15 protein-coding genes are annotated in these 21,882 nt (G+C 42.2%); 6 read left to right on the top strand and 9 right to left on the bottom strand.

Going from position 1 to position 21,882, the window contains the following annotated elements:
- Nucleotides 1–2: 2 nt before the first annotated feature.
- The 5 genes from KXD93_RS01395 (at nucleotide 3) to KXD93_RS01415 (ending at nucleotide 11,508) form a co-directional block, all read left to right on the top strand.
- Nucleotides 3–890: an ABC transporter ATP-binding protein gene (locus KXD93_RS01395; RefSeq protein WP_258135068.1), complete on the top strand. Its 888-nt coding sequence runs from the start codon at nucleotides 3–5 to the stop codon at nucleotides 888–890.
- 20 nt (nucleotides 891–910) lie between these two features.
- The gene (locus KXD93_RS01400; RefSeq protein ID WP_258135069.1) at nucleotides 911–4,552 is read left to right on the top strand and encodes an ABC transporter permease/M1 family aminopeptidase; all 3,642 of its coding nucleotides are present in this window, start codon (nucleotides 911–913) and stop codon (nucleotides 4,550–4,552) included.
- Nucleotides 4,553–4,880: 328 nt separating this feature from the next.
- Nucleotides 4,881–7,967 (top strand): SusC/RagA family TonB-linked outer membrane protein, encoded by a 3,087-nt coding sequence (locus tag KXD93_RS01405; RefSeq protein ID WP_258135070.1) that lies wholly within the window; start codon nucleotides 4,881–4,883, stop codon nucleotides 7,965–7,967.
- Nucleotides 7,968–7,983: 16 nt separating this feature from the next.
- Complete coding sequence (locus KXD93_RS01410; RefSeq protein ID WP_258135071.1) at nucleotides 7,984–9,405, top strand: RagB/SusD family nutrient uptake outer membrane protein; 1,422 nt, start codon at nucleotides 7,984–7,986, stop codon at nucleotides 9,403–9,405.
- A 135-nt stretch (nucleotides 9,406–9,540) separates the two neighbouring features.
- Complete coding sequence (locus KXD93_RS01415; RefSeq protein WP_258135072.1) at nucleotides 9,541–11,508, top strand: S9 family peptidase; 1,968 nt, start codon at nucleotides 9,541–9,543, stop codon at nucleotides 11,506–11,508.
- A 43-nt stretch (nucleotides 11,509–11,551) separates the two neighbouring features.
- Here KXD93_RS01415 and KXD93_RS01420 read toward each other — a convergent pair whose 3' ends face one another.
- The 7 genes from KXD93_RS01420 to KXD93_RS01450 all read right to left on the bottom strand — a co-directional run bounded on the left by KXD93_RS01420 (nucleotide 11,552) and on the right by KXD93_RS01450 (nucleotide 18,224).
- Nucleotides 11,552–12,892 (bottom strand): zinc dependent phospholipase C family protein, encoded by a 1,341-nt coding sequence (locus tag KXD93_RS01420; RefSeq protein WP_258135073.1) that lies wholly within the window; start codon nucleotides 12,890–12,892, stop codon nucleotides 11,552–11,554.
- Nucleotides 12,893–13,023: 131 nt separating this feature from the next.
- Nucleotides 13,024–13,422, bottom strand: coding sequence for a DUF4890 domain-containing protein (locus KXD93_RS01425; protein ID WP_258135074.1), 399 nt, complete (start codon nucleotides 13,420–13,422; stop codon nucleotides 13,024–13,026).
- Between the two features lie 15 nt (nucleotides 13,423–13,437).
- On the bottom strand, nucleotides 13,438–14,172 hold the full coding sequence (locus tag KXD93_RS01430) for a hypothetical protein (RefSeq protein WP_258135075.1): 735 nt from the start codon (nucleotides 14,170–14,172) through the stop codon (nucleotides 13,438–13,440).
- A gap of 109 nt (nucleotides 14,173–14,281) precedes the next feature.
- On the bottom strand, nucleotides 14,282–15,055 hold the full coding sequence (locus tag KXD93_RS01435) for a sterol desaturase family protein (protein WP_258135076.1): 774 nt from the start codon (nucleotides 15,053–15,055) through the stop codon (nucleotides 14,282–14,284).
- A 118-nt stretch (nucleotides 15,056–15,173) separates the two neighbouring features.
- The gene (locus tag KXD93_RS01440; protein WP_258135077.1) at nucleotides 15,174–15,953 is read right to left on the bottom strand and encodes a LytR/AlgR family response regulator transcription factor; all 780 of its coding nucleotides are present in this window, start codon (nucleotides 15,951–15,953) and stop codon (nucleotides 15,174–15,176) included.
- Nucleotides 15,950–16,972, bottom strand: coding sequence for a sensor histidine kinase (locus tag KXD93_RS01445; RefSeq protein ID WP_258135078.1), 1,023 nt, complete (start codon nucleotides 16,970–16,972; stop codon nucleotides 15,950–15,952). The genes KXD93_RS01440 and KXD93_RS01445 overlap by 4 nt, the downstream gene beginning before the upstream one ends.
- 127 nt (nucleotides 16,973–17,099) lie before the next feature.
- The gene (locus KXD93_RS01450) at nucleotides 17,100–18,224 is read right to left on the bottom strand and encodes a DUF6515 family protein (RefSeq protein ID WP_258135079.1); all 1,125 of its coding nucleotides are present in this window, start codon (nucleotides 18,222–18,224) and stop codon (nucleotides 17,100–17,102) included.
- A 204-nt stretch (nucleotides 18,225–18,428) separates the two neighbouring features.
- On the opposite strand from KXD93_RS01450, the gene KXD93_RS01455 reads away from it, so the two are divergent.
- Complete coding sequence (locus tag KXD93_RS01455) at nucleotides 18,429–18,902, top strand: pyrophosphohydrolase domain-containing protein (protein ID WP_258135080.1); 474 nt, start codon at nucleotides 18,429–18,431, stop codon at nucleotides 18,900–18,902.
- 92 nt (nucleotides 18,903–18,994) lie between these two features.
- On the opposite strand, the gene KXD93_RS01460 is transcribed toward KXD93_RS01455, so the two are convergent.
- Together KXD93_RS01460 and KXD93_RS01465 are read right to left on the bottom strand one after the other, a co-directional pair.
- Nucleotides 18,995–20,164 (bottom strand): acyltransferase family protein, encoded by a 1,170-nt coding sequence (locus KXD93_RS01460; RefSeq protein WP_258135081.1) that lies wholly within the window; start codon nucleotides 20,162–20,164, stop codon nucleotides 18,995–18,997.
- A gap of 187 nt (nucleotides 20,165–20,351) precedes the next feature.
- Nucleotides 20,352–21,728 (bottom strand): sigma-54-dependent transcriptional regulator, encoded by a 1,377-nt coding sequence (locus tag KXD93_RS01465; RefSeq protein WP_258135082.1) that lies wholly within the window; start codon nucleotides 21,726–21,728, stop codon nucleotides 20,352–20,354.
- Nucleotides 21,729–21,882: the final 154 nt, after the last annotated feature.

Raw genomic sequence — 21,882 nt, forward strand, 5'->3', positions numbered from 1 at the left:
ATATGAAATTACAAATAAATTCACTCTCAAAAACATACGCAAACGGTGTGCAGGCGCTGAAGGATGTTTCATTAACATTAGATAATGGAATGTTTGGTTTGCTTGGCCCAAATGGTGCCGGAAAATCTTCGCTGATGCGCACTATCGCAACTTTACAGGAAGCCGATGCGGGCACCATTTTTTTAGACGACCTGGACGTGCTAAAAAACAAAACCCAGGTAAGGCAATTACTGGGGTATTTGCCGCAGGAGTTTGGCGTGTATCCCAAGATCTCGGCTGAAAGAATGCTCGATCACATTGCACAACTTAAAGGAGTAGGAAATGCGGTTGAAAGAAAGGAACTGGTGGCGGCATTGCTGGATAATGTTAACCTGAGTAAAGACCGGAAGAAGAATCTCGGTACGTTTTCCGGCGGCATGAAGCAACGCTTCGGCATAGCGCAGGCTTTAATAGGTAATCCAAAGCTAATAATTGTTGACGAGCCAACCGCTGGCCTCGATCCCGCAGAACGCAACCGTTTTTATAACCTGTTGAGCCAGTTGGGCGAGAATACTATAGTTATTTTATCAACCCATATTGTTGAGGATGTAAGTACGCTTTGCTCAAACTTTGCAATTATTTGCCAGGGTGAGGTGTTGTATGCCGGGCAGCCTGATACTGCCGTAAATGAATTAGAGGGAAAGATATTCACCAAGGCAATTGATAAAGCTGAGCTTGGGTTTTACCAGGATGACTTCGATGTGATCTCAACTCAGCTGAAAACCGGCAAGCTTCACATTCGCGTTATCCAGGGATCCGATCCTGGTCGCGGCTTCGCACCGGCTGTTCCCAACCTGGAAGATGTTTACTTCAGCAATATTGCTACCCGGGTAGATGTAAATACAATTTAACCTCTAAAAATCAACCGATTATGTTCTGGAAAATATTCATTTTCGAGCTTCAAAACAAGCTCAGACGGCCTGCGGTTTATGTTTACTTTGCGGCTGCATTTATTTTTATCACGCTGTCGTTTACGTTCGGAGCGCTGCCTGTAGGCGAAAAGGAGCACATTAACAGCCCTATGCTGATAGCGTTTGCAATGGGCTGGATCTCTATTATGATGATGGTGGTAACTTCCGCCATTATGGGGATGCCCCTATACAAGGATATAGAATATAATACAAAGGATTATTATCTAACCTATCCCATAACCAAGTTCGGTTATTTCTGGGGACGATACTTTAGCTCCTTATTATTTGTATTGATTATAGGCAGCGCGGTTCTTCTTGGGGTTTTCGCTGGAACCAAGCTTGGCCCTTTAACAGGCCAGAATCCGGCGGCGAGATATGGCCCGAATCTTTTAAAATATTATTTGCAGCCGTTTTTTGTTATAGGTCTCCCAAACCTTGTTTTCACATCATCAATATTTTATGGCCTGGTAGCAATTACGCGAAATATAAAGGTGATTTACAGTAGCGGATTAGTGCTGTTTTTAGGCTATTTGATCGCACAGTTTTTTTTGGCCCACACCAATAACCAGGATGTGATAAACCTGGCCGATCCTTTTGCCTTTAACGGCATCCGCGGGCAAGACCATGCAGCTAATGATGAGGTAAGAAACACTACCATGATCATGTTTAATGGGTCATTATTGTTGAACCGATTCCTGTGGCCTGCAATAAGCATCGCGCTTTTGATTTTTACTTATATAAGATTCAACTTCGAGGACTTTTTTAGCGGTAAGCGCGATAAAAGCAATTTGAAGGATGAAGTTAAGGTCAATCGCAACGCAACAAGACCAACGGTTGCCACCAGTTTTGCAGGTTCATATAATATTAAAACAATATTTAGCCTTACCAGGACGGAGTTGCTGAATATTATCCGAGACAATTACTTCTGGATAATTATGTCGTGCGGACTGGTTTTTCTCGGCTTTGTATTTTATATGGGAAGCGATAACAACTATGGCATCCCTGATTTCCCACGGACTGTATCGATGTTGTCAATTTTCAACGAGGTCTTTTTATTCTTCATCTTCTTTATCATTATATTTTATACTGGTGAAACTGTCCATCGCGACCGAATTACCCGTTACGCATTTATAAACGATTCGCTGCCGGCACCTAACTGGGTTTTAAACGGATCAAAGCTGCTAAGTTTGATGATACTTGCTTTGGGCCTGTCATTTGTACCAATGGTATTGGGTATTGTAATCCAATTGGTGAAAGGCTACACACAGCTTCACCTCACAGTTTATCTTGGGGCTGTTTTTACATTGATACTGCCGCAGTTTTTAGAGATGGTGGCTTTTGCGTACGTTATCCATGTTGTTGTGAATAATAAATTTGCTGCGCATGGCATAGGTATTGCAATTTGGGTGGTTGTATACTTTTTGCATATAACTTCGATATTTAATTACAACCCATTACTGTATTCGTATACTCCGGGATACCAGATCTCGGATATGGACGGTATTGGCCATATGGCCGGTCCGGTGGCCTGGTTTAATTTATACTGGCAACTGGCTGCAGGTCTGTTAATCATATTGGCCGCCCTGTTTTATTACCGGGGGGTATCATCAACCTTTAAAGAACGGCTACAACTGGTAAAGGAACGTTTTGACACCAAAACCCGAATTATAGCTGTTGTTGTGTTGGTATGCTTTTTGGCGGTCGGTTCATTTATTTACTATAACGTAAGTTATCTCAATAATTACCTTACTAACTCAGAAAACGACCAAAGGGCAGTATTGTACGAAAGGAAGTTAAAACATTTCGACAGCTTGCCGCTACCCAAGGTAAGCGCCATGAAACTGGTTGTTGATCTTTTTCCGGATCAGCAACGCGCTCAAACGCACGGCTTTGTTACTTTGTTAAACAAAACAAATAAACCGATTAGTAGAATGCTGCTTGACGCAGACGGATTAACAGAATACGGTCTAAAGGCTGGTGGCACGGCAATTCCCTACACTGTGCCGTTAATCTACCCGCGCGGAAAACTGGATTTTTTCAAGCCAAAGCAAGACTCATCCGATTTCAGGCTTTATCAATTTAATAGGGCCATTATGCCAGGTGACTCCATCGTAGTTGAAATAAACTCCGCGGTGTTCTACAATGGGTTCGGCAACGACCTTTACAGTGCCAATATATTAAGAAATGGCACATTCTATTCAAGCGGATTACCTGGTTTAGGCTATGATGATGATGACGAACTGTATAGCCCGTATGAGCGAAAAAAAAATAACCTGCCGCCGAAAATAGAAGAAGAGGTAGCACTGAATGATCCCGAAGGAATAAACAGGCTTAAGGCAGGTAAGCCCGCCATGCTTTTTAAGCTCGATCTTACCGTGAGCACATCGGGCGATCAAACAGCGATAGCGCCCGGTGAACTGCAGAAACAATGGAAGGCTAATGGCCGTAATTATTTCCACTATGTACAGGATAAACCGGGGCTATATCCGCCTTTCGGAATTTCAAGTGCCAGGTACGCCGTGTTGCACGATGTTGCAAAGATTGACAGCGGTAAGAGTGTTGATGTTAATATTTACTATCACCAGAAACACGACGCAAATATCGGCCGCTTTATGAATGCATTTAAGGATGGATTGAAGTATTATTCCGGTGTTTATGGTAATTATCCATTTAAAACCATGAGCCTGGCCGAAACCGGTGTGTATAGCTCACGATCTATGTCCATGACATCGCTTGATACTTACGGAGAGCGGCTGGGGTGGAACGCAGACTTTGAAGACACTGATCAGTTTGACTATTGTTACTACATGGCAACCCAGCAATTAGCGCAGCAGTGGTGGCGGTTCCAGGTTGCGCCTAATAATACCGTCGGCTCACTGGTGATACCTGAAGGACTTGCGAAATATGATGCGTATGTAATGGCCGAAAAACGTTATGGCAAAAATAATATGCGCAACCTGCTGGTTGACCAAATGTGGGGGTATCTTTTCATGCACAGTAGGACAGAAGAAGCTGAACACCCGCTTATGAGAGCTAACGAATGGTTTGAGTGGGAAAACAAGGCAGGCAACGCTTTATATGGTTTGCGCGATTTGATAGGTGACGATAATATGAATGCCGCCCTGAAGGAATTTAAGAATGAATACGCATTTAAAAAGGAACCGCCTTATGCAGGAAGTACCGATCTGTATAGATACCTTAAAAAGCATACGCCTGATTCTGTACAATATTATTTAACCGATACCTGGGAAAAGATCACCTTTTATAATAATCGCGTAATAACTGTAAATGCCGCGCCGCTGGGTAACAATAAATATAAGGTAACCTTAGACGTTAGCACAGCAAAATCGCACATCAAGGGTAAAGGCAATTATGTGGATGCGCCGATGAATGATTATATAGATATAGGCGTGTTTGCCGCTGAAACAAAAAATAAAACTGGTCAAACACAGGTAAATCCGCTGTATCTTAAAAAATATAAACTCACGGCTGGTGAGCACAAAATTATGATTGTTGTAGCAGGTAAACCGGTAAGGGCTGGGATTGATCCTTATAATAAACTAATCGATCGGATGCCGAATGATAACGTGAAGGATTTTTAGACGGGGTGAGATTAGCCTTTAATAAATAGGTTTGGCAAGGAATAAATGGTGCCGTGGAAATATGTTTTAGAACAAATTTCCACGGCTTTTTTATGATAATATTTTCTGCGGGTTAATAATCAATGAGTTCTCGTAAATGCCACCTAAATAAAAATATGCCTGTTGGCAACCTAAACACTATTTAATAGGTATCTATATATATAGATTTAATAGTCATTGTGCAAAATTCTTAACGTTTAAGAAAAAAAATTAAAAATTTTATTGTTAAACGACCATTTTATTGGTAAATTACAATTCCGTTACCTTTTAAAACAATAATTAACTATATATGAAGAAAAACCTACTCTCTTTTTTTCTTTTATTTTTCTGTTTTTCACTTGCTTACGGACAAAGCCGTGCGATAAAGGGTAAAGTAACTGACCAAAAAGACGGATCACCATTACCTGGGGTAACGGTGACCACCAAAGGAGCCGCACCAGCCGGCACACAAACAGACTTAAATGGTTTATATTCTTTAACTGTACCGGCAGGTACAAAAACGCTGGTGTTTAAATATATCGGGTACAAAGAATCCGACCTGCCGATAACCGGCAACACGCTGGATGCACAATTAGAAACGGACCCTAAACAGCTTACCGAGGTGGTGGTTGTAGGTTATGGTACCCAAAAGCGCGGTTCGTTGACCGGTTCAATAGCATCGGTATCCGGAAAGGACGTGGCGGAAACACCGGTTACCACGTTTGAACAGGCATTGCAGGGAAAGGCGGCTGGTGTAAACATACAGGCGCAAGGCGGAAAGCTTGGGCAGGGTATAACTATTAGTATTAGGGGACAATCTTCAATATCTGCGGGTACGCAGCCCCTGGTAGTTATTGATGGAATAATTGTTAACCAGACCGACTTGTCGAGCAATGGAGCCACATCAAATCCACTCGCCGACATCAACTTCAATGATATCGAATCATATCAGATCTTAAAAGATGCGGCCGCTACAGCAATATATGGTGCGCGTGCATCAAACGGTGTTGTATTAATCACCACCAAAAAAGGAAAAACGGGCAATGCTAAGATTAACTTTAACGCACAATTCGGATCAAGCGCGCCATCACGTCATCGCCAGTTTTTAAATAGCGATCAATGGCTTAAAATTGAACAGCGCGCGGTAGTAGGGGCAGCGACCCAGGATGTATTAAACGGATATTTTGATACGATGGCCGATGCGCTTGCTTATGAAAACGATGACAGCTATTTCACATTTTTAGCGGCAGGTAATTCGAAATGGAACCAAACCAATACTGACTGGGAGAAGCAGGCTTTTCAAAGTGCCCCTCAGCAGCAGTATGACCTAAACGTATCTGGCGGAAGTGATAAAACAACCTATTTTATAGGGATGCAGGCGCTTAATCAAACCGGTATTCTAAAGGGAAATAAGTTTCAACGATATAGCGGCAGGGTTAATATCGACACCAAAGTGTTTTCAAATCTTGACGTAGGCATGAACCTGAATTTTACCCACAGCTATAACCAGCGTTTGAGTAATGATGACCAGTTCTCAACGCCATTACAAATCGTTGCTCTTTCGCCGATAACCCCGGTAATCGACCCGCGTACAGGATTGATAAGCGGTACGCCTCCGGGAGATCATGATGGATCTTATCCATTGTATTATAATGCGCTGATCAACGTGAAAAATGCTTACTACCATACCAATGTATACCGCACGCTGGGTAACGTTTTTGCAAATTGGGACATAGTAAAACATTTAACGTTCCGTTCGGAATTTGGTATTGACCAAACCAATCAAAATGAAGATAGCTATTTCAACAGCCTGACTGCAGCTGATACTGGAACGCCTAATGGATTTGGTGAGAATACAAATACCTCGATAGTGCACTATACGGTAAACAACTTTATCACCTATAAAAATATCTTTAGCCAGGACCATTCATTGGATATCACCGGTGGTACAAGTTATGAATACAGCAACCTTTTGGGGAATGATGTACAGGGCAAGCAATTTCCATCGGATTCTTATAAAAAGGTGGCGTCAGCAGCGTTAATATCAGGCGGTTCATCTACTCAGTCTGAATATAGTTTCGTATCATATTTTGCCAGGGCCAATTACGCATTTAAAAGCAAATATTTGTTATCTGCCAGTGTTCGCGATGATGCATCATCAAGGTTTGGTGCCAATAACCGCTACGGGGTATTTCCTGCAGCTTCCGTTGGCTGGATGATGAGCCAGGAAAGTTTTCTAAAAAACTGGCAATCGCTAAGTGAACTAAAATTGAGAGCGAGCTATGGGTTAACTGGTAATGCTGAAATTGGCGATTATTCATCCCTGGGTCTATTTACCAGTGCTGGTTATAATGGACTTGCAGGGCAGCGATTTACACAATTGGCAAATCCTAATCTTAAATGGGAGAAAACTGCACAGCTTGACTTAGGCGTTGATTTTGGGTTTTTCAATAACCGTTTTTCAGGTACTTTTGATTATTACAAAAAGAATACCCGTGATCTGTTGTTAAATGTTAATATCCCTGAGACAATGGGGATCGCTTTTCAAACTCAAAATCTCGGCAAATTATATAACAGGGGCTTCGAGTTAACACTGGCGTCAGACAATTTTGTGGGGAAATTTAAATGGAATACCAGTTTTAACGTTTCGTACAACCTAAACAAGGTGACTTACACCAATGGCCAGATTATAGATGATGGCGCGGACTTAAACCGTGTAATTGAGGGCCAGGAAATAGGCGTGTTTTACGGGCACGAATTTGCTGGTGCCGATCCTAAGAATGGCGACGCTTTATATTACCTGAATAACATACAAGCAGATGGAACACGAAACAGGGCTACAACCAACGATCCTAACAAGGCAACTGAAGTTCCGTTAGGTAACCCTACACCAAGGTATACGGGTGGCATTACCAATACGTTTAACTATATGGGTTTTGATCTGTCGTTTACTTTTTATGGTGCGTTCGGTAACAAAATTTACAATGCCGCAGGCCAGTATATGAGCTCATCTGCAAGCAACGGGCTGGATAATCAAACCCTAGATCAGTTAAATTATTGGAATAAACCAGGTGATATAACCCAGGTGCCCGAACCACGTCAATTTTATGCAAATGGTACCGATCCATCAAGCAGGTATTTATCGAGCGGGTCCTATGTTCGTTTAAAAACTGTGACACTTGGCTACACATTTTCGCCGGATTTGTTAAAAAAGGTGAAGATAGATAAGGTGCGGATATTCATGAACGCTTATAACCTGTTTTTAATAACCAAATACAAAGGATGGGATCCTGAGGTTAATGCCGATTTTCAGGCAACCAATATTAACCTGTCGAACGACTTCTATTCGGCGCCGCAACCCCGTACCATTACATTTGGTTTAAATGTTGGATTATAATTTAAAGAGTAAGACAATGAAAAAATTTAACAATATATATATAGGAGCGCTGGGTGCATTATTGATGTTTAGTGCATGCAATAAGCAGCTTGATCTGAATCCCCACCAGTCAATCGACCAAAACAAGGCCATATTAACAGCGCAGGACGTGCAAAGCACGCTTGTAGGCGCATATAACAGGATGGGTTTATCCGATCTATACGGAGGAGGTGTATTTGTTTACCCCGATTTAATGGCTACGCAAACAGATGTAAGTTTTAACGGAACATTCCAGGGCTTAACACAAATGGCGGACCAGGCAATATTAATTGACAATACTTTTGTTTCGGGCACATGGCAGGATGCTTACCAGGTGATCAACCAAACCAATAATGTATTGGCCAATTTATCGAAGGTTGCTTCGGGAGATAAAGATCGTACGGAAGGGGAGGCTAAATTTTTGCGCGGCTTGGTTTATTTTGACCTTGCCAGGCTTTTCGGAAAGGATTGGAATGACGGCGATCCGAATACTAACCCGGGTGTCCCAATTGTATTAACGCCTACGGTTGCGCTTGGTCCTGACTCTTATGTAGCGAGAGCAACGGTTGCTGCAACATATGCGCAAGCTATAGCAGATCTTACTGATGCAGAAGCAAAAATGCCTGAAACCAATAGTTTTTACGCCACTAAATATTCAGCGGCGGCAATATTAGCACGGTTATATCTGCAACAAGGAAACTACGCTAAAGCTGCGACAGAAGCAAATACGGTAATTGCTTCCGGGGCTTTCGAATTGAATACAAATTATGCTGCTGAATTTCCTAACCCCGGAGGTGTAAACCCGGTACATATTGACAATACACCCGAAGATGTATTTGCTATACAGGTAACTTCACAACAAGGCACTAATTCACTTAATACCTATTACGCGTCAAAAACTTATGCTGGTCGTGGAGATATTCACGTAAATGACAATTTTACAGATATCTATGGCGCGACAGACACCCGAGCTGCACTTTATCAGTACGATGATCCGACCGATAATACGACCACATTCAGGTGTCGTAAATTTGACAATTCTATTGGCAATGTGCACGTAATTAGATTGGCAGAACTTTATTTAATAAGGGCCGAATCAAATTTCCGTAATGGTTCCTCTATCGGTGCCACACCTCTTGCAGACGTAAACACTATCCGCGCACGAGCCAAGGCGACACCGTTGACCGCTGTTAATGTTGATGCCCCCACTCAGTTGGCGGATTCCAAATCCATACTGGATGAAAGGATCCGAGAGTTGGCTTTTGAAGGCGGTTTCTTTTTACATGATGGGAAAAGGATTCAGCAATCGCCAATTGGAGCCGTTCCTTATAACTCCAATAAGCTGGTTTTTCCGATTCCGAAACAGGATATTAATGCAAATCCAAAACTCAAACAAAACCCGGGTTATGGGGCAGAGTAATATTAACTAGCATAAAAAAACCGGGACATTACTTCCCGGTTTTTTTATGGCTTGTATTCTTGTTATAGACAACAGGCTATAAACTTAAAATTATAAATAAACATTTGTAAATTACCTGCTGCTATTAATCTCACAATGAAAAAAAGTATTCTGTTAGCCGTTCCGTTTTGCCTGAGCCTGGCATTTGCTCAGACAGTTAAGCCTCCATTCAAACCGTCCGATTTCCTGAAAATAAAGGCGTTGAGCGAACCCAGGGTATCGCCGGATGATAAATGGGTAGTGTACAGTCTTTCTACGGTTGACACAGCGAAGGATGCCCGCATTTCGCACTTGTGGATGCGCAGCCTCGTAAGCGACGAATCAATAGAGCTTACACATGGAGCGGATTCCGCAAACAATGCCCGTTGGAGCCCCGATGGAAAATACCTGGCATTTTTATCGTCACGAAACTCAAAGAATGGTGCACAGGTTTGGCTACTCGACAGAAGGGGTGGGGAGGCTAAAAAGTTAACCGATATTAAGGGGGATTTAAACGATTATTCATGGTCGCCCGATTCAAAACAATTACTACTGACGATCCAGGATCCGGAAGCCAAAGCGAAAGAAGAACCTAAAAATCCATTACCGATAAGAATAGACAGGTATCATTACAAACAGGATATTGAGGGTTACCTGGTGCACCAGTATACGCACTTATACCTTTTTAATATCGAAGAAAAAAAACTGGATACATTAACGAAAGGGAACACAGATGAAAAGATGGCCGAATGGTCGCCTGACGGAACCCGGGTAGCTTTTGTAAGTAACCGGACCGCTGATCCGGAACGAAATGATAACGATGATATTTTTACCATTGAAGCAAAGCCGGGTAGCAGTGTAGCAAAACTTACCAATTGGAGCGGACACGATCTAAGCCCCAAATGGAGTCCAGATGGTAAATTTATTGCTTATCTACGGTCAACAACCGATGTTACCTACACCATGTATGATCAGGATGTGCTTTGTATAATGAATGCAGACGGCAGCGAGAGTACTGCTTTAACATTACAAGTTGACAGACCGGTAACAGTACCAACCTGGAGTAAGGATAGTAAAAATCTCGCTTTTTTGGTTAGCGACGACCGCAGGATTTATCTTGCAAGCTATGACATCGGCACAAAGAAAATAAATACGGTAAACAGCGGAAAATATGTTATTTCAAACATTGTACCCCTTATGACCAATAAATGGGTAGTAGAATTAAGTACCCCATACAGGCCAATTGAATTATACACCGTTGACGGCGGCAAACTGCAACAGTTAACACATCACCAGGATTGGTTGGATAGCTTAAAGCTGGCACACGTTGAGGGCTTTAATTCGAAAAGCAAGGATGGAACTTCGGTATCAGGGTTGATTTATACGCAGGACAGCACCCATTCAAAAAAATCACCCTTTGTCCTTTATATTCACGGCGGCCCCGTTTGGCAGGACGAATATTCCTTTGACGAAGAACGGCAAACATTAGCTTGTGCCGGGTACGCGGTTGCAGCTGTGAATTATAGGGGAAGCTATGGCAGGGGCCTTAATTATATAAAAGCGATAAATGCTGACTGGGGAAATAAGGAGGTAAAAGATCTTTTAGGGGCTGTTGATGAATTAATAAAACGGGGAATTGCGGATCCTGATCACCTGGGGATTGGTGGATGGAGCTACGGAGCAATATTAACAGACTACACCATAGCCACTGATACCCGTTTTAAGGCTGGAATAGCCGGCGCGGGCAGTGCCCTGCAAACCAGCATGTACGGCAGCGATGAATATGTTTTACAGTACGAGAACGAGCTAGGCCCGCCATGGAAGAGCCAGGACAAATGGATAAAATTATCCTATCCGTTTTTTCATGCTGATAAGATAAAGACGCCGGTGATGTTTATGTCGGGATTGAAGGACTTTAACGTACCCACAGCTGGCAGTGAACAAATGTACATGGCGCTAAAATCACAAAATATCCCAACCGAATTAATTCTTTACCCTAATACCTTTCATGAAATCACTGTACCAAGTTACCAGGTTGACAGGCTCACAAGGTATGTTGCCTGGTATAATAAATATCTGAAGTAGTTATAGTAATTAGAGACCGGAGGTTAAGATTCGAAAGAAGTCTTTATTGACTTCCTGCTGGTTTCGTAACCGGCTCATTTAGTTTGTAGTTTAACCCTTTTGCGGTTTTCAGGCTATCAACAACAACGGTATTCGCGGCTTTGATTGCTTGCAGCGCGGTATAAGTTTTCTTCCAGTCCTTTGGCTCTTTTTGCGCAAATGCTGCGGTATCAACCTTGTTGTAAAATTTAAGAATATTATTCTTTAACGGCGTTGTAAGGTTATTGAATTTCGTATCCTGCAGCCGCTCAACAAGGGTTCCGTAAGTTTTATCAGCAAGCTCGTATTCGCCGATCCTGGTGGGTTTGCCAGTATCGTAGTCAACATCCGGAAGATCCAGCCGTCCGGATTTTAAGGCGGCGAGTGCAATATGATAGTGAACCAGCACCGTATCAAAGCTGCGAATGAACAATTCTTCCCCCTTCGGACCGGGGTCTTTAAATTTAAGTGCTTTCAACGGCCCAACCTTTGGCAGTATGCTTATTATAAATTCCCAAACCCGTTCGCCGAACTTTGGCCTGCGGCGGGAGGAACCAAACTCTTTAATGTACGCCTTCTTTTTCATTTTATAGTGAAAGGAATGGCTGTTAGCGCTTGGGTTCGATTTTAGGATCTCCTCTTTTCTTAACTTCCAGGCTGCACGCGTAACCGTAGGCATTAAATTTTTAACTGACCACCTGTATGTTGAAATGGCAAGGTCAAGATCGTCAAAAACGTTATTTATATCCTCGCCATAAGTTTTTAAAAATGCGCGTTCAAGTACTGGTTTGGCAACGTCAAATCCTATAAAATCGTGGTAGGCTTCCGGCGCATAGTTTCCCCTGGCTGTTTCTAAAACATCAAATGATAATTCAACCCTGCTGTGTGCAATGCGATCCTCCTCGTAAGTGGCAACATCGCCAAATTTATCCTTATCCTTTGGATAAACTAGTGGAACTGCATGATTGGTCCCTATAGAATGTCCGTATTTATCAGCCATGTAATGACAAAGTGAGCCAAGTGCAAATGCGTATTCATTAATATTTTCTGATTCAGAGAGCAGGTTCTCAACGAAATCCCCGCTTCGAACATAATGTGATAAGTTTGTAAAGTATACGCTTCCAAAAGGGAAATAGCCCATATCTGCAAGTAAGCAACCTCCATATGCATAAGCATGGGCTTTTTTTAAATCATCATCAGTTGCGTTAGGGAACTTAAGCTGGAGCAGGGGTTTAATGTTTTTGTTCCAGCTTGCATCAATAAGTGCCTCATGCGTTAATACAGAGTAAGCCCTTGTTGACAACGGGGACAGTAGAAAAATTGCAACAAGTAAAATCAATAACTTGTAAGACAAGAGGATCTTCATTGTAATTTAGGACGAATAGCTATGATTATAAGGAATAAACAAGAAAAAAGTTTTAACGGTATAATAGAATTATAAATAAAAAAGTCCTTACCACATTAATGATAAGGACTAGCCATTAATAGTACATGATGCTAGTTGCTGCCCATATGACTCATCAATTTGCTTTTCATTTCCTGTTCAAACTCCTGGTATTGTTGAAACTGATCTTTTGTAAAAACAGATTGCAATTCGCCATCTTTTTGTTTTTGTAAAGCCATAGCTTGCCTTGCCTTCGACATTCGGCCATCGCTGCCTTTTAAAATGGGCTCCATTTTTTGGGCATATTTTAAGTTGATGGCCTGCACTTTGGTTACCTGCGGCGAATCGAGCTTCAATTTGGTCTTCATCATATTTGTTTGAAATGCAGCGCGTTGGTCAGGCGTAGCATTTTTTAAATCGGCCATGTTGGTTTGCGCCATTAAGCTGGTTACAGTTAGTACGTTAACTAGTACGATAATTAACGCAGCTACGTATTTATTGCTCTGTTTCATATTGTTATCCAAAATTTACGACCATTGTATGGTATAAGTAGCGCCACTGTTTAATACAACCGTTGCTTTTTTACCACCCAAAAATGTAAGGGTTCCGGTAAAGTTAAACGTTTTTCCGGAACTTGAAGTGGCTTTGATAACAACGGTTCCGGTTCCTGAAACAATTTGTTGTGTAACCTTGTCAATCGCGATGTTTGAGGAAGTGATTTTTATGTCGCTCGTAAAAGTATACTGCCTTGCAATTTTAGATACGGTGGTTCCTGTACGTGAGTAAGTAGAACTGAATAGGTATTGTGAAGATGCAGCCTGCAAACCGGTAAGCGTAAATGAGCCGTTACTTTTATCTGTTGATGAAAGGCGGGGGCCGTCATAACTGCCGGTGCCACTGAAATTGAATGCAAGCTGACTTGGAATTAATCCATTGCAGGTTAATATGTAATTCCAACTTAAATTATAATTATAGATTGGAGATGCTCCTGTGGCGCTCGACTTAATAATTGTTGAATCTTTTTGCACACCACAGGATAAGGCCACCGTTTTTTCAATAGTTACCGAGCTGCTAAGTTGTGCAGTCATGCCGCCTGTTTCGGGGGATACAGCATCGGTGGTCAGTTCTGCTGCGTCGGCCTCGGTTACAGTATCAGTTGTGGAGGTGCTGCTGTCTTTTTTGCAACTTGTGGCACTAAAGGTTAGTCCTGCTGCAATTAATACAGCGAACAACGTTTTTGAGGTAATAAACATGTTTTTCATCTTTTTAATAATTTGTTTGATTTAATTGTTTTTTAGTTTTTATTGTTAAACGCCTGTACAAACCATGGGTTTAAAGCCAAAAGGTGAAACGTCCCAAAGCGGGGGTGAACTAACTTTTGAGCTTCATTTTTCCTGTAAACAAGTCTGTAAAGCCTTTAAAGACAAGCTTAAAGGGATTGTAACCCATTGAGCCGCTGGTCAGTCCGTAATTAACCTTTTCGGTTTCGGGCTGATAGGTTCCAAATAATTTATCCCAGATAATAAGTACGCCTCCAAAGTTTTTATCGATGTAAACAGGGTTGCTCCCGTGATGTACCCGATGTGCCGATGGCGTATCTATTATTCCCTCAAACACACCCAGTTTGCCTACGGCCTCAGTATGTAAAAAGAATTGGTAAACCAGGTTGAGTGCATAACAGATCACTATATAATCTACCGGCATGCCCAATATTGCTGCGGGGATAAAAAATAACGGGCTTATTATTGCCGAAAGCCAGTTTAGACGATAGGCGGCCGTAAGGTTCATGTGCATAGCTGAATGGTGCACCATATGAAAGGCCCAAAGCGGTTTCCAGATGTGCGAGACCCGGTGAAACCAGTAGTAAATAAAATCGGTTGTAATAAAGGTTAGTAAAAATACCCAGCCGTTGCGGGGAAGGGTAAACGGTACCAATGCGGTAAAGAAGCCAAGTATCGCCAATTGATATCCGGCAAATAATACCTTTGAAAATTGGAATCCTGCCAGTACCGCCAGATTGGAGAATGTTTCCTTAATCTCGTATGCCCGTTTGTCGTTTTTCCAGCTCCATGCTATCTCTGCTAATACAATAAGCAGTAAAAAGCCGAGAATCCATAGCCTGTAAGGCCCTGCTGTATGTTTCATCTTTTTATTTTTTAAGTGAATTAATAATCATCATTTTTTGATGATGTAAAATTGACTCAAAAAAGCAGGATGGGTTGCCGGAAATAAGGTGAGGCTGACAATACCGGGGGCGAAGTGATCAGTTATTCATCCATGTTTTAAACTCAGGCACACGGGCCTTGCTTATAATGATGCTTTCAGGCGGCGCAGGTTTTATTTTAACTGATAAACGGCCATTAAAGTAAAAATCTACTTCGGTTATTTCCTTGCGATTGATCAGAAATTGCCTGTTTGCCCTAAAGAAGACAGTGGGGTCGAGTTGTTTTTCCAATTGCTCCATCGTAAAATCGATAACGTATTGCCTGGCATCTGTGGTTTGCGCGTAAACCAATTCATTTGCTGTATAAAACCACGCTATCTTTGCCGTTTCGACCGGGATGAGTTTGTCCCTGAAGTGTACAAGAAAAGATTTCTTATAGGCTTTTGAATTTACGCTTAGCTGCTCAATAAGTTCAGAAAGATCTGTTTCGCGTGGTTGTTGCCCCGGTTGATTTACCAGGTTTTTGAATTTATCGATAGCCTGCTTAACCTCGTGCTGGTCAAAAGGTTTAAGGATATAGTCGATCCCGTTATTTTTAAAGGCTTGTATGGCGTAGTCGTTATATGCAGTGACAAATACAACGGGCTTTGTTATCTTGACTTGTTTGAAAATATCAAATGATAAACCATCTGCTAACCTGATATCCATAAAAATAAGATCGTAGCCGGTTTGCTGCTCCGAGAACCATTCTACGGCGTCCTTTACGCCTGAAAGGATATTTATAACCTGTATACCATCATCAATCGTTTGCAGCACATGCGCCAAATTACGCGCTGAAACCGGCTCATCCTCAATTACTACTACTTTCAACTGCTTCATATATTAAGAGGTAATTTTACGATGAAGTATTCGGCACTTTGTTCGATCTCAATTTCATGGTGCATCAATATACTGAAGCGACTGTTCAGATTGGCGAGCCCTATGCCTGTACTATGTTCCGGCTCCGCAATTATGTTGAGGTTGTTGCATACAACCAGCATGTTTTCAGCTATATATACTTTCACTTTTAACGGTTTTGCCAGCGTGGCCGAGTTGTGTTTAGCGGCATTTTCTATTAGCGGCTGTAATGTTAAATGGGGGATAAGCACATCGTTGAATTTTTCATCGATATCAATGGTTAACTGAAACGCTTTTTCAAAACGCATAACAAGCAATTGTTCATACGAAGTAATCATCTTTAATTCGTTGCCCAGGCTTACCAATTGATTGCCGGCTTGGGTAAGCGCATACCTGAATATCTTTGATAAATGATTGATGAAATGCTGAGCCTTAGCAGGATCTTCCCTAACAATCCCCGAAAGCGTGCTCAATGAGTTAAATAGAAAATGAGGGTTAAGCTGCTCCTTTAGCAATTCCAGCTCTGCTTCAAGATAAGCGGTTTTCAATTGTTCATTCTCTTTGTCCTTTCGCTTACTCTCACGGAGCAACAGGATAATTTTTATGAGTATCCCAGCCAAAAAACCGCTCAAAACGTATCTGGAAAAATAGCCCGACCAATAGATATTTCGTAATTGAGTACTAAAAAAAACGTGCCGCTGAATTATTCCTGCCGTTAAGCAAAAAACCAATAGCACCCCAAAGTTTAAAAAAAAGGTCGTGGTGTACTTTTTCGAATTATGCGATATGAACAAAGCACTTGTTCGGTTAAGGTTAAGATAAAAGAGCAGGTAGCAGAAAGTTGTGCTGGAAAGTAGCTGAAAAATAAGTTCCGCGAGATTAAAATGCCAGTAATGCGCAATAATGCCGTTTTCCCGAAGCGCCAGGAACCTGGGGCTGCTCATAAGTAAAGCAATGAGCAATGAGCTGTACCAGCAGATTCGTTTTTCGGTTTTATCCATCAGGTAAATTTAACAGTCGCTTTCATATGTGATAAATATAAGCAGGCGAAGCTGAAAAATACGCGGGTGAACAAACAAAAAGGGCAACCCATGCCGGATTACCCTTTAAAGTAGGTCTTATTTTTTTTTAGTTTTGAGGCTCGTCTGCGGGGGTGCTTACAACTTTGTACACCCTGTTACCACCGGTGTCAGTTGTTTCCTGGTAGTACACATCATCAGGAGAAACAAATAAGGTTTGTCCGTTTACATGAATAGTGCGGGTGCCTTGTGGCAGGTCATTATATATATCACCTGTTTTCGGTAATGGAGCCTGGTCAGTTTGACCTTGATCTCCTCCCTGTACCTGGCCCTGTTGATCAGTGTCTAACTGACCATCCTTACCTGCAATGACGTATACTTGCGAACCGTCATCTTTTGTTATAGGCTGATAGTAAACACCATTCAGCTCGTAATATTGTGCGCCATTTATCATGATCGACTGCGCGTTTGCAGGCAATTGTGAAATTTCAGCACCTAATGGTGGTTCAACTACTGTATATTGGTTGTTTTGCTGTTGGTAGTAAAAGCCATTGCTATAGTAATATTGGGCGTCGCCCCAATAGAATGGGTAATAACCGTATGGTAAATAGCCTATGCTAAAGCCTATGCGTGGATAGTAAAGGCTTGCGAAAAAGCCGCCGTGGTAATAAAATCCACCACGATAGCCCCAATAGCTACGACCGCCCCAATAACTTGGGCCGTAATAATGACCGCGACCATATCCAAAACCATTATGGCCATAGTAGCCACCGCGATAACCACGTGCGCCAACATAACCTCTTGAACCTGCATAACCACGAGAACCTGCATAGCCGCGGGCGCCAACATAGCCTCTTGAGCCTGCGTAAGCCCTGTTACCTGTAAAGCCACGGTTTGCACTTACGCCAACTCTGCCGTTAAAACGCGAGTTGCCTTGGAAAGATTGACCACGCTGAAACGAGCCGCCTCTTACCGCCGCGCTGCCACGGGGAGCAAATGAACGTTGTGAACCTGACGGCGCTGAGAATGATGAATGGCCTGAAAAGCCGCCTGAACGACCGCTGCTAACATGACCGCCGCCACCGCCGCCAAAATGACCACCGCCGCCGCCGCCGCCGTGACTACCGCCGCCACCACCACCACCTCTGTGCTGAGCATTTGCCGGAAAAGCTAAAAACAAACATAATAGTCCGCTTAAGCTTGTGAATACAAAATATTTTAATGCCTTTTTCATATTGATATTAGTTGAACAGTCTTTCGCTGCTGTTTTCTTTATAGACTAACGTTATTACAAACGGTTTAATGTTCGCATGAATTATTTATTCAACAATTGTGCCCGTATTAATAACGACGTTTTATTTTGACAAGTTTTGTACAAAGCAAGCACATATTTCTATATTAGCAACACTGCTTTAAACAAATAAGCAACAGAATAATTATGATAAAAGATACAAACTCTTTAAACCAGGTAGCAGAATTCCATACAACATTTAAACACCCTATTGTGCCGCAGCCGGCAATACCCTCTAAAGAAAGAGCAGCTTTACGCATTTCCCTTTTGGCCGAGGAATTAAAGGAATTGCAGCAAGCTATTGATGATAATGATTTGGTTGAAGTTGCCGATGCCTTTTGCGATCTGCAATATGTGTTATCAGGCGCGATACTGGAATTTGGACTTGCTGAAAAGTTTAAGGAATTGTTTGATGAGGTTCATCGCTCAAACATGAGCAAGGCTTGCAAAACTGTTGAAGAGGCTGAGAAAACTATAGCACATTACAAAAACACAGCGGATATCGATTCCTATCATAAGGAGATCGACGGATTGTTTTTGGTTTACCGCACAGCGGATAATAAAACTTTAAAATCAGTGAATTACTCGCCGGCATCTCTTAAGGTAATATTAGAAAAGTAGCATATTCACCAACCTCTGTGCATTCTTTGTGACCTCGTGTTAAAATTAACCATAGGAAATGAAGAATGCACAGATTGCGGTAAGGCAATAACCTACACCCGTAAAAACGTTTTCTTTTGATATAGATAATAAAGGAACATCCACTTTACTATCAGTAAGGTTATAGCCATCAATACGGCACCCCATGGATCACCGGCTAATTGGCCCAGCCATTTAAAAAAGCCATCGTTGGCGTACTGCCATTTTATAAAGTGCCCTGATATGTAGATGAGGATGGAGTTCATCCCGATCACCTTAAAGAAAAACGCCCATTTTTTATAGCCTAAAACATCTATCACATAGTAAAATAGTGCCATTAGTAACAAGCTTATCCCGCCAACATGCATCACAAATGAGCTTGACCAAAGGTTTTTATTGATAGGGAAGTCAATGTTCCAGATTTGTGCTACTACCAGGAATATAACGCCAGCAATTGCCAGGCGCAGGGTTTTAGCGTTTTGCGAAAGCGTTTTGTTTTTCAAGGTTAATCCGGCCATGATGCCTAATAAGCCAGTACTTATAGCAGGAATTGTAGAAAACAAACCTTCCGGGTCGTGCATATTCGGTCTGCCATCCGGGTATGGGACATACAACCGCCCGGGCAATGTAATGCGATCCATGTAAGAGGCAAAATTACCCATAGGGGTTAGGTCGCCGGAATGAAAACCCGGCGCCGATGTGAATTTTAGCAGTAAGTAATAACCAACTATAAAAAAGAAGAACCAAAATATAAGCGTCCATTCCTTTGCGTAGAGGTAAATAATGTTTGCAAACATGTAGGCAATGCCAATTCGGCCAAGTACGCTGGGGAAGCGGAATTCAGAGATCGGTCGCAACTGGAGCCCGTTGTTCACGAGAAAACCTAATAGAATTAATATTAGGGTTCTTTTCATAACTCTAAGCAATAATTGCTCGCGGCTTTTCCCTTTTTCCAGTTCACGGCCTACCGAAAATGGAGTTGATACTCCAGCCATAAAAAGGAAAAGCGGAAAGATCAGATCGTAAGCGTGAAAACCGTTCCAGTCCGGGTGGGTAAATTGCTCCGCCATTGTGTTCCAAAAGGCCGATTGCCCATGCGTAGCATGCTTTATGCTGTGCCAGATTTCGTCGGCGCCCATTATCCAAAACATATCAAAGCCTCGTAGTGCGTCTAACGAAAATAATCGGGTAGGGGCAGCGTCGAAATCGTCTGCAGGTTGTTGGGTTTTTGCTGGTGAAGCCATTACGGTTTACTATTAGGTTAGTAACCGAAAGGTAGGTTTTTTATGGGGTAAAACAAAGTTTTAGTTAGTGGTTGATTAATAGTTTGGTTGATTGGGTTGATTAGGAGAGTGGTTGATTAAGTTAGTCTCGCTGGGTAGTGCTATTAACCTAATCAACTCAATCTAACTCAATCAACCACTCACCAAGCTATTCCCCCCTCTTCAAACCGAATTTTTCAATTTTACTGTAAAGGTGGCTCCTTTGAATATCAATATCGTCGGCAGTCTTTGACACGTTCCAGTTGTTTTTCTCCAGTTTGAATTTGATGTATTCGCGTTCAGCAAAATCCTTATACTCCTGGAAGTTAGTAAATTGATCAAAATCTGTTTGCGCCGCGGCCGCATCATTGCTTGCCGCTACCGGAGATGACGGATTGGCAAAAGCCTTAACGTCACCATCTGTAATGGTCCTGTCACTTAAAATTATCAGGCGTTCTACCATGTTGCGCAACTCACGGATGTTGCCTGTCCATGGTAACGCCTTAAGTGCGTCAAGGGCAGCTTCGGAAATCTTTTTAACCGGCATGCCATAGTCATTGCAGATCTCATCCAAAAAGTTTTGCGTAAGCAGCCCGATATCATCCCTGCGGTCGGTAAGCGGTGGTACATGGATCAGGATAACGCTTAGGCGATGGTAAAGGTCCATACGGAAGTTGCCAGCTTCAATTTCCTTCAGCAGGTCCTTATTGGTTGCAGCAACAACGCGTACGTCAACTTCAATTTCCTTTTCACCACCAACACGTGTTATTTTATTTTCCTGCAGCGCCCGCAACACTTTTGCCTGGGTTGACGGACTCATATCACCAATTTCGTCAAGAAACAAAGTTCCGCCGTTGGCTGATTCAAATTTACCAATGCGTTGTTTTATAGCTGAGGTAAAAGATCCTTTTTCGTGTCCAAATAATTCACTTTCAATAAGTTCAGACGGAATTGCCGCGCAATTAACTTCAATCAATGGTGCGCTTGAGCGGTTTGATTTCTCGTGAAGCCAGCGGGCAACCAGTTCCTTACCACTTCCGTTTGCGCCAGTAACCAGTACACGAGCATCGGTAGGCGCAACGCGATCAATAGTTTCCTTTATCTTTAAAATTGCCTGGGACTCGCCTAAAATAGGACGGACCTTTGAAACTCTTCTTTTTAAAACCTTGGCTTCTGTCACAAGGCTTCCCCTGTCTAACGCATTGCGAACAGTGATTAGCAGGCGGTTAAGATCAGGTGGTTTTGAAATAAAATCGAATGCACCTTTTTTGCTGGCTTCCACAGCAGTCTCCACCGTTCCATGACCAGAGATCATTATAAAAGGAAGATCAGGTTTATAAGAAAGCCCTTCGGTAAGCACTTCCATGCCATCCATGCGGTTCATTTTTATATCGCAAAGAACAAGGTCGTAGTCGTTAGCCTTTATTAATTCTAAACCGTCAATTCCATTGTCAACATCTTCTACTATGTAGTCTTCGTATTCTAAAATTTCGCGTAGCGTGCTGCGTATAGCGCGTTCGTCATCAATAATTAAAATTTTGGCCATTGTTTCTTATAAGTTTTTCTTTTGGAGATATGATGTTGCGAATATATGTAAATGTATAGAAAAGCAAACACATTTTGGGGTGATTGGTTTTATTAAGATAAGATTAATCTGTAAACAGTATTTCATTAACCCTTCACATCCCAAAATCGTTTCA

This window comes from Mucilaginibacter phenanthrenivorans, assembly GCF_024721155.1.
GTDB classification, from domain to species: domain Bacteria; phylum Bacteroidota; class Bacteroidia; order Sphingobacteriales; family Sphingobacteriaceae; genus Mucilaginibacter; species Mucilaginibacter phenanthrenivorans.

What these genes read in the sequence shown, in the direction of transcription:
- KXD93_RS01415 (WP_258135072.1), top strand. Translation starts at nt 9,541, where the DNA reads ATGAAAAAAAGTATTCTGTTAGCCGTTCCGTTTTGCCTGAGCCTGGCA.
- KXD93_RS01460 (WP_258135081.1), bottom strand. Translation starts at nt 20,164, where the DNA reads ATGGCTTCACCAGCAAAAACCCAACAACCTGCAGACGATTTCGACGCT.
- KXD93_RS01395 (WP_258135068.1), top strand. Translation starts at nt 3, where the DNA reads ATGAAATTACAAATAAATTCACTCTCAAAAACATACGCAAACGGTGTG.
- KXD93_RS01450 (WP_258135079.1), bottom strand. Translation starts at nt 18,224, where the DNA reads ATGAAAAAGGCATTAAAATATTTTGTATTCACAAGCTTAAGCGGACTA.
- KXD93_RS01405 (WP_258135070.1), top strand. Translation starts at nt 4,881, where the DNA reads ATGAAGAAAAACCTACTCTCTTTTTTTCTTTTATTTTTCTGTTTTTCA.
- KXD93_RS01425 (WP_258135074.1), bottom strand. Translation starts at nt 13,422, where the DNA reads ATGAAACAGAGCAATAAATACGTAGCTGCGTTAATTATCGTACTAGTT.
- KXD93_RS01465 (WP_258135082.1), bottom strand. Translation starts at nt 21,728, where the DNA reads ATGGCCAAAATTTTAATTATTGATGACGAACGCGCTATACGCAGCACG.
- KXD93_RS01400 (WP_258135069.1), top strand. Translation starts at nt 911, where the DNA reads ATGTTCTGGAAAATATTCATTTTCGAGCTTCAAAACAAGCTCAGACGG.
- KXD93_RS01420 (WP_258135073.1), bottom strand. Translation starts at nt 12,892, where the DNA reads ATGAAGATCCTCTTGTCTTACAAGTTATTGATTTTACTTGTTGCAATT.
- KXD93_RS01410 (WP_258135071.1), top strand. Translation starts at nt 7,984, where the DNA reads ATGAAAAAATTTAACAATATATATATAGGAGCGCTGGGTGCATTATTG.
- KXD93_RS01435 (WP_258135076.1), bottom strand. Translation starts at nt 15,055, where the DNA reads ATGAAACATACAGCAGGGCCTTACAGGCTATGGATTCTCGGCTTTTTA.
- KXD93_RS01445 (WP_258135078.1), bottom strand. Translation starts at nt 16,972, where the DNA reads ATGGATAAAACCGAAAAACGAATCTGCTGGTACAGCTCATTGCTCATT.
- KXD93_RS01455 (WP_258135080.1), top strand. Translation starts at nt 18,429, where the DNA reads ATGATAAAAGATACAAACTCTTTAAACCAGGTAGCAGAATTCCATACA.
- KXD93_RS01430 (WP_258135075.1), bottom strand. Translation starts at nt 14,172, where the DNA reads ATGAAAAACATGTTTATTACCTCAAAAACGTTGTTCGCTGTATTAATT.
- KXD93_RS01440 (WP_258135077.1), bottom strand. Translation starts at nt 15,953, where the DNA reads ATGAAGCAGTTGAAAGTAGTAGTAATTGAGGATGAGCCGGTTTCAGCG.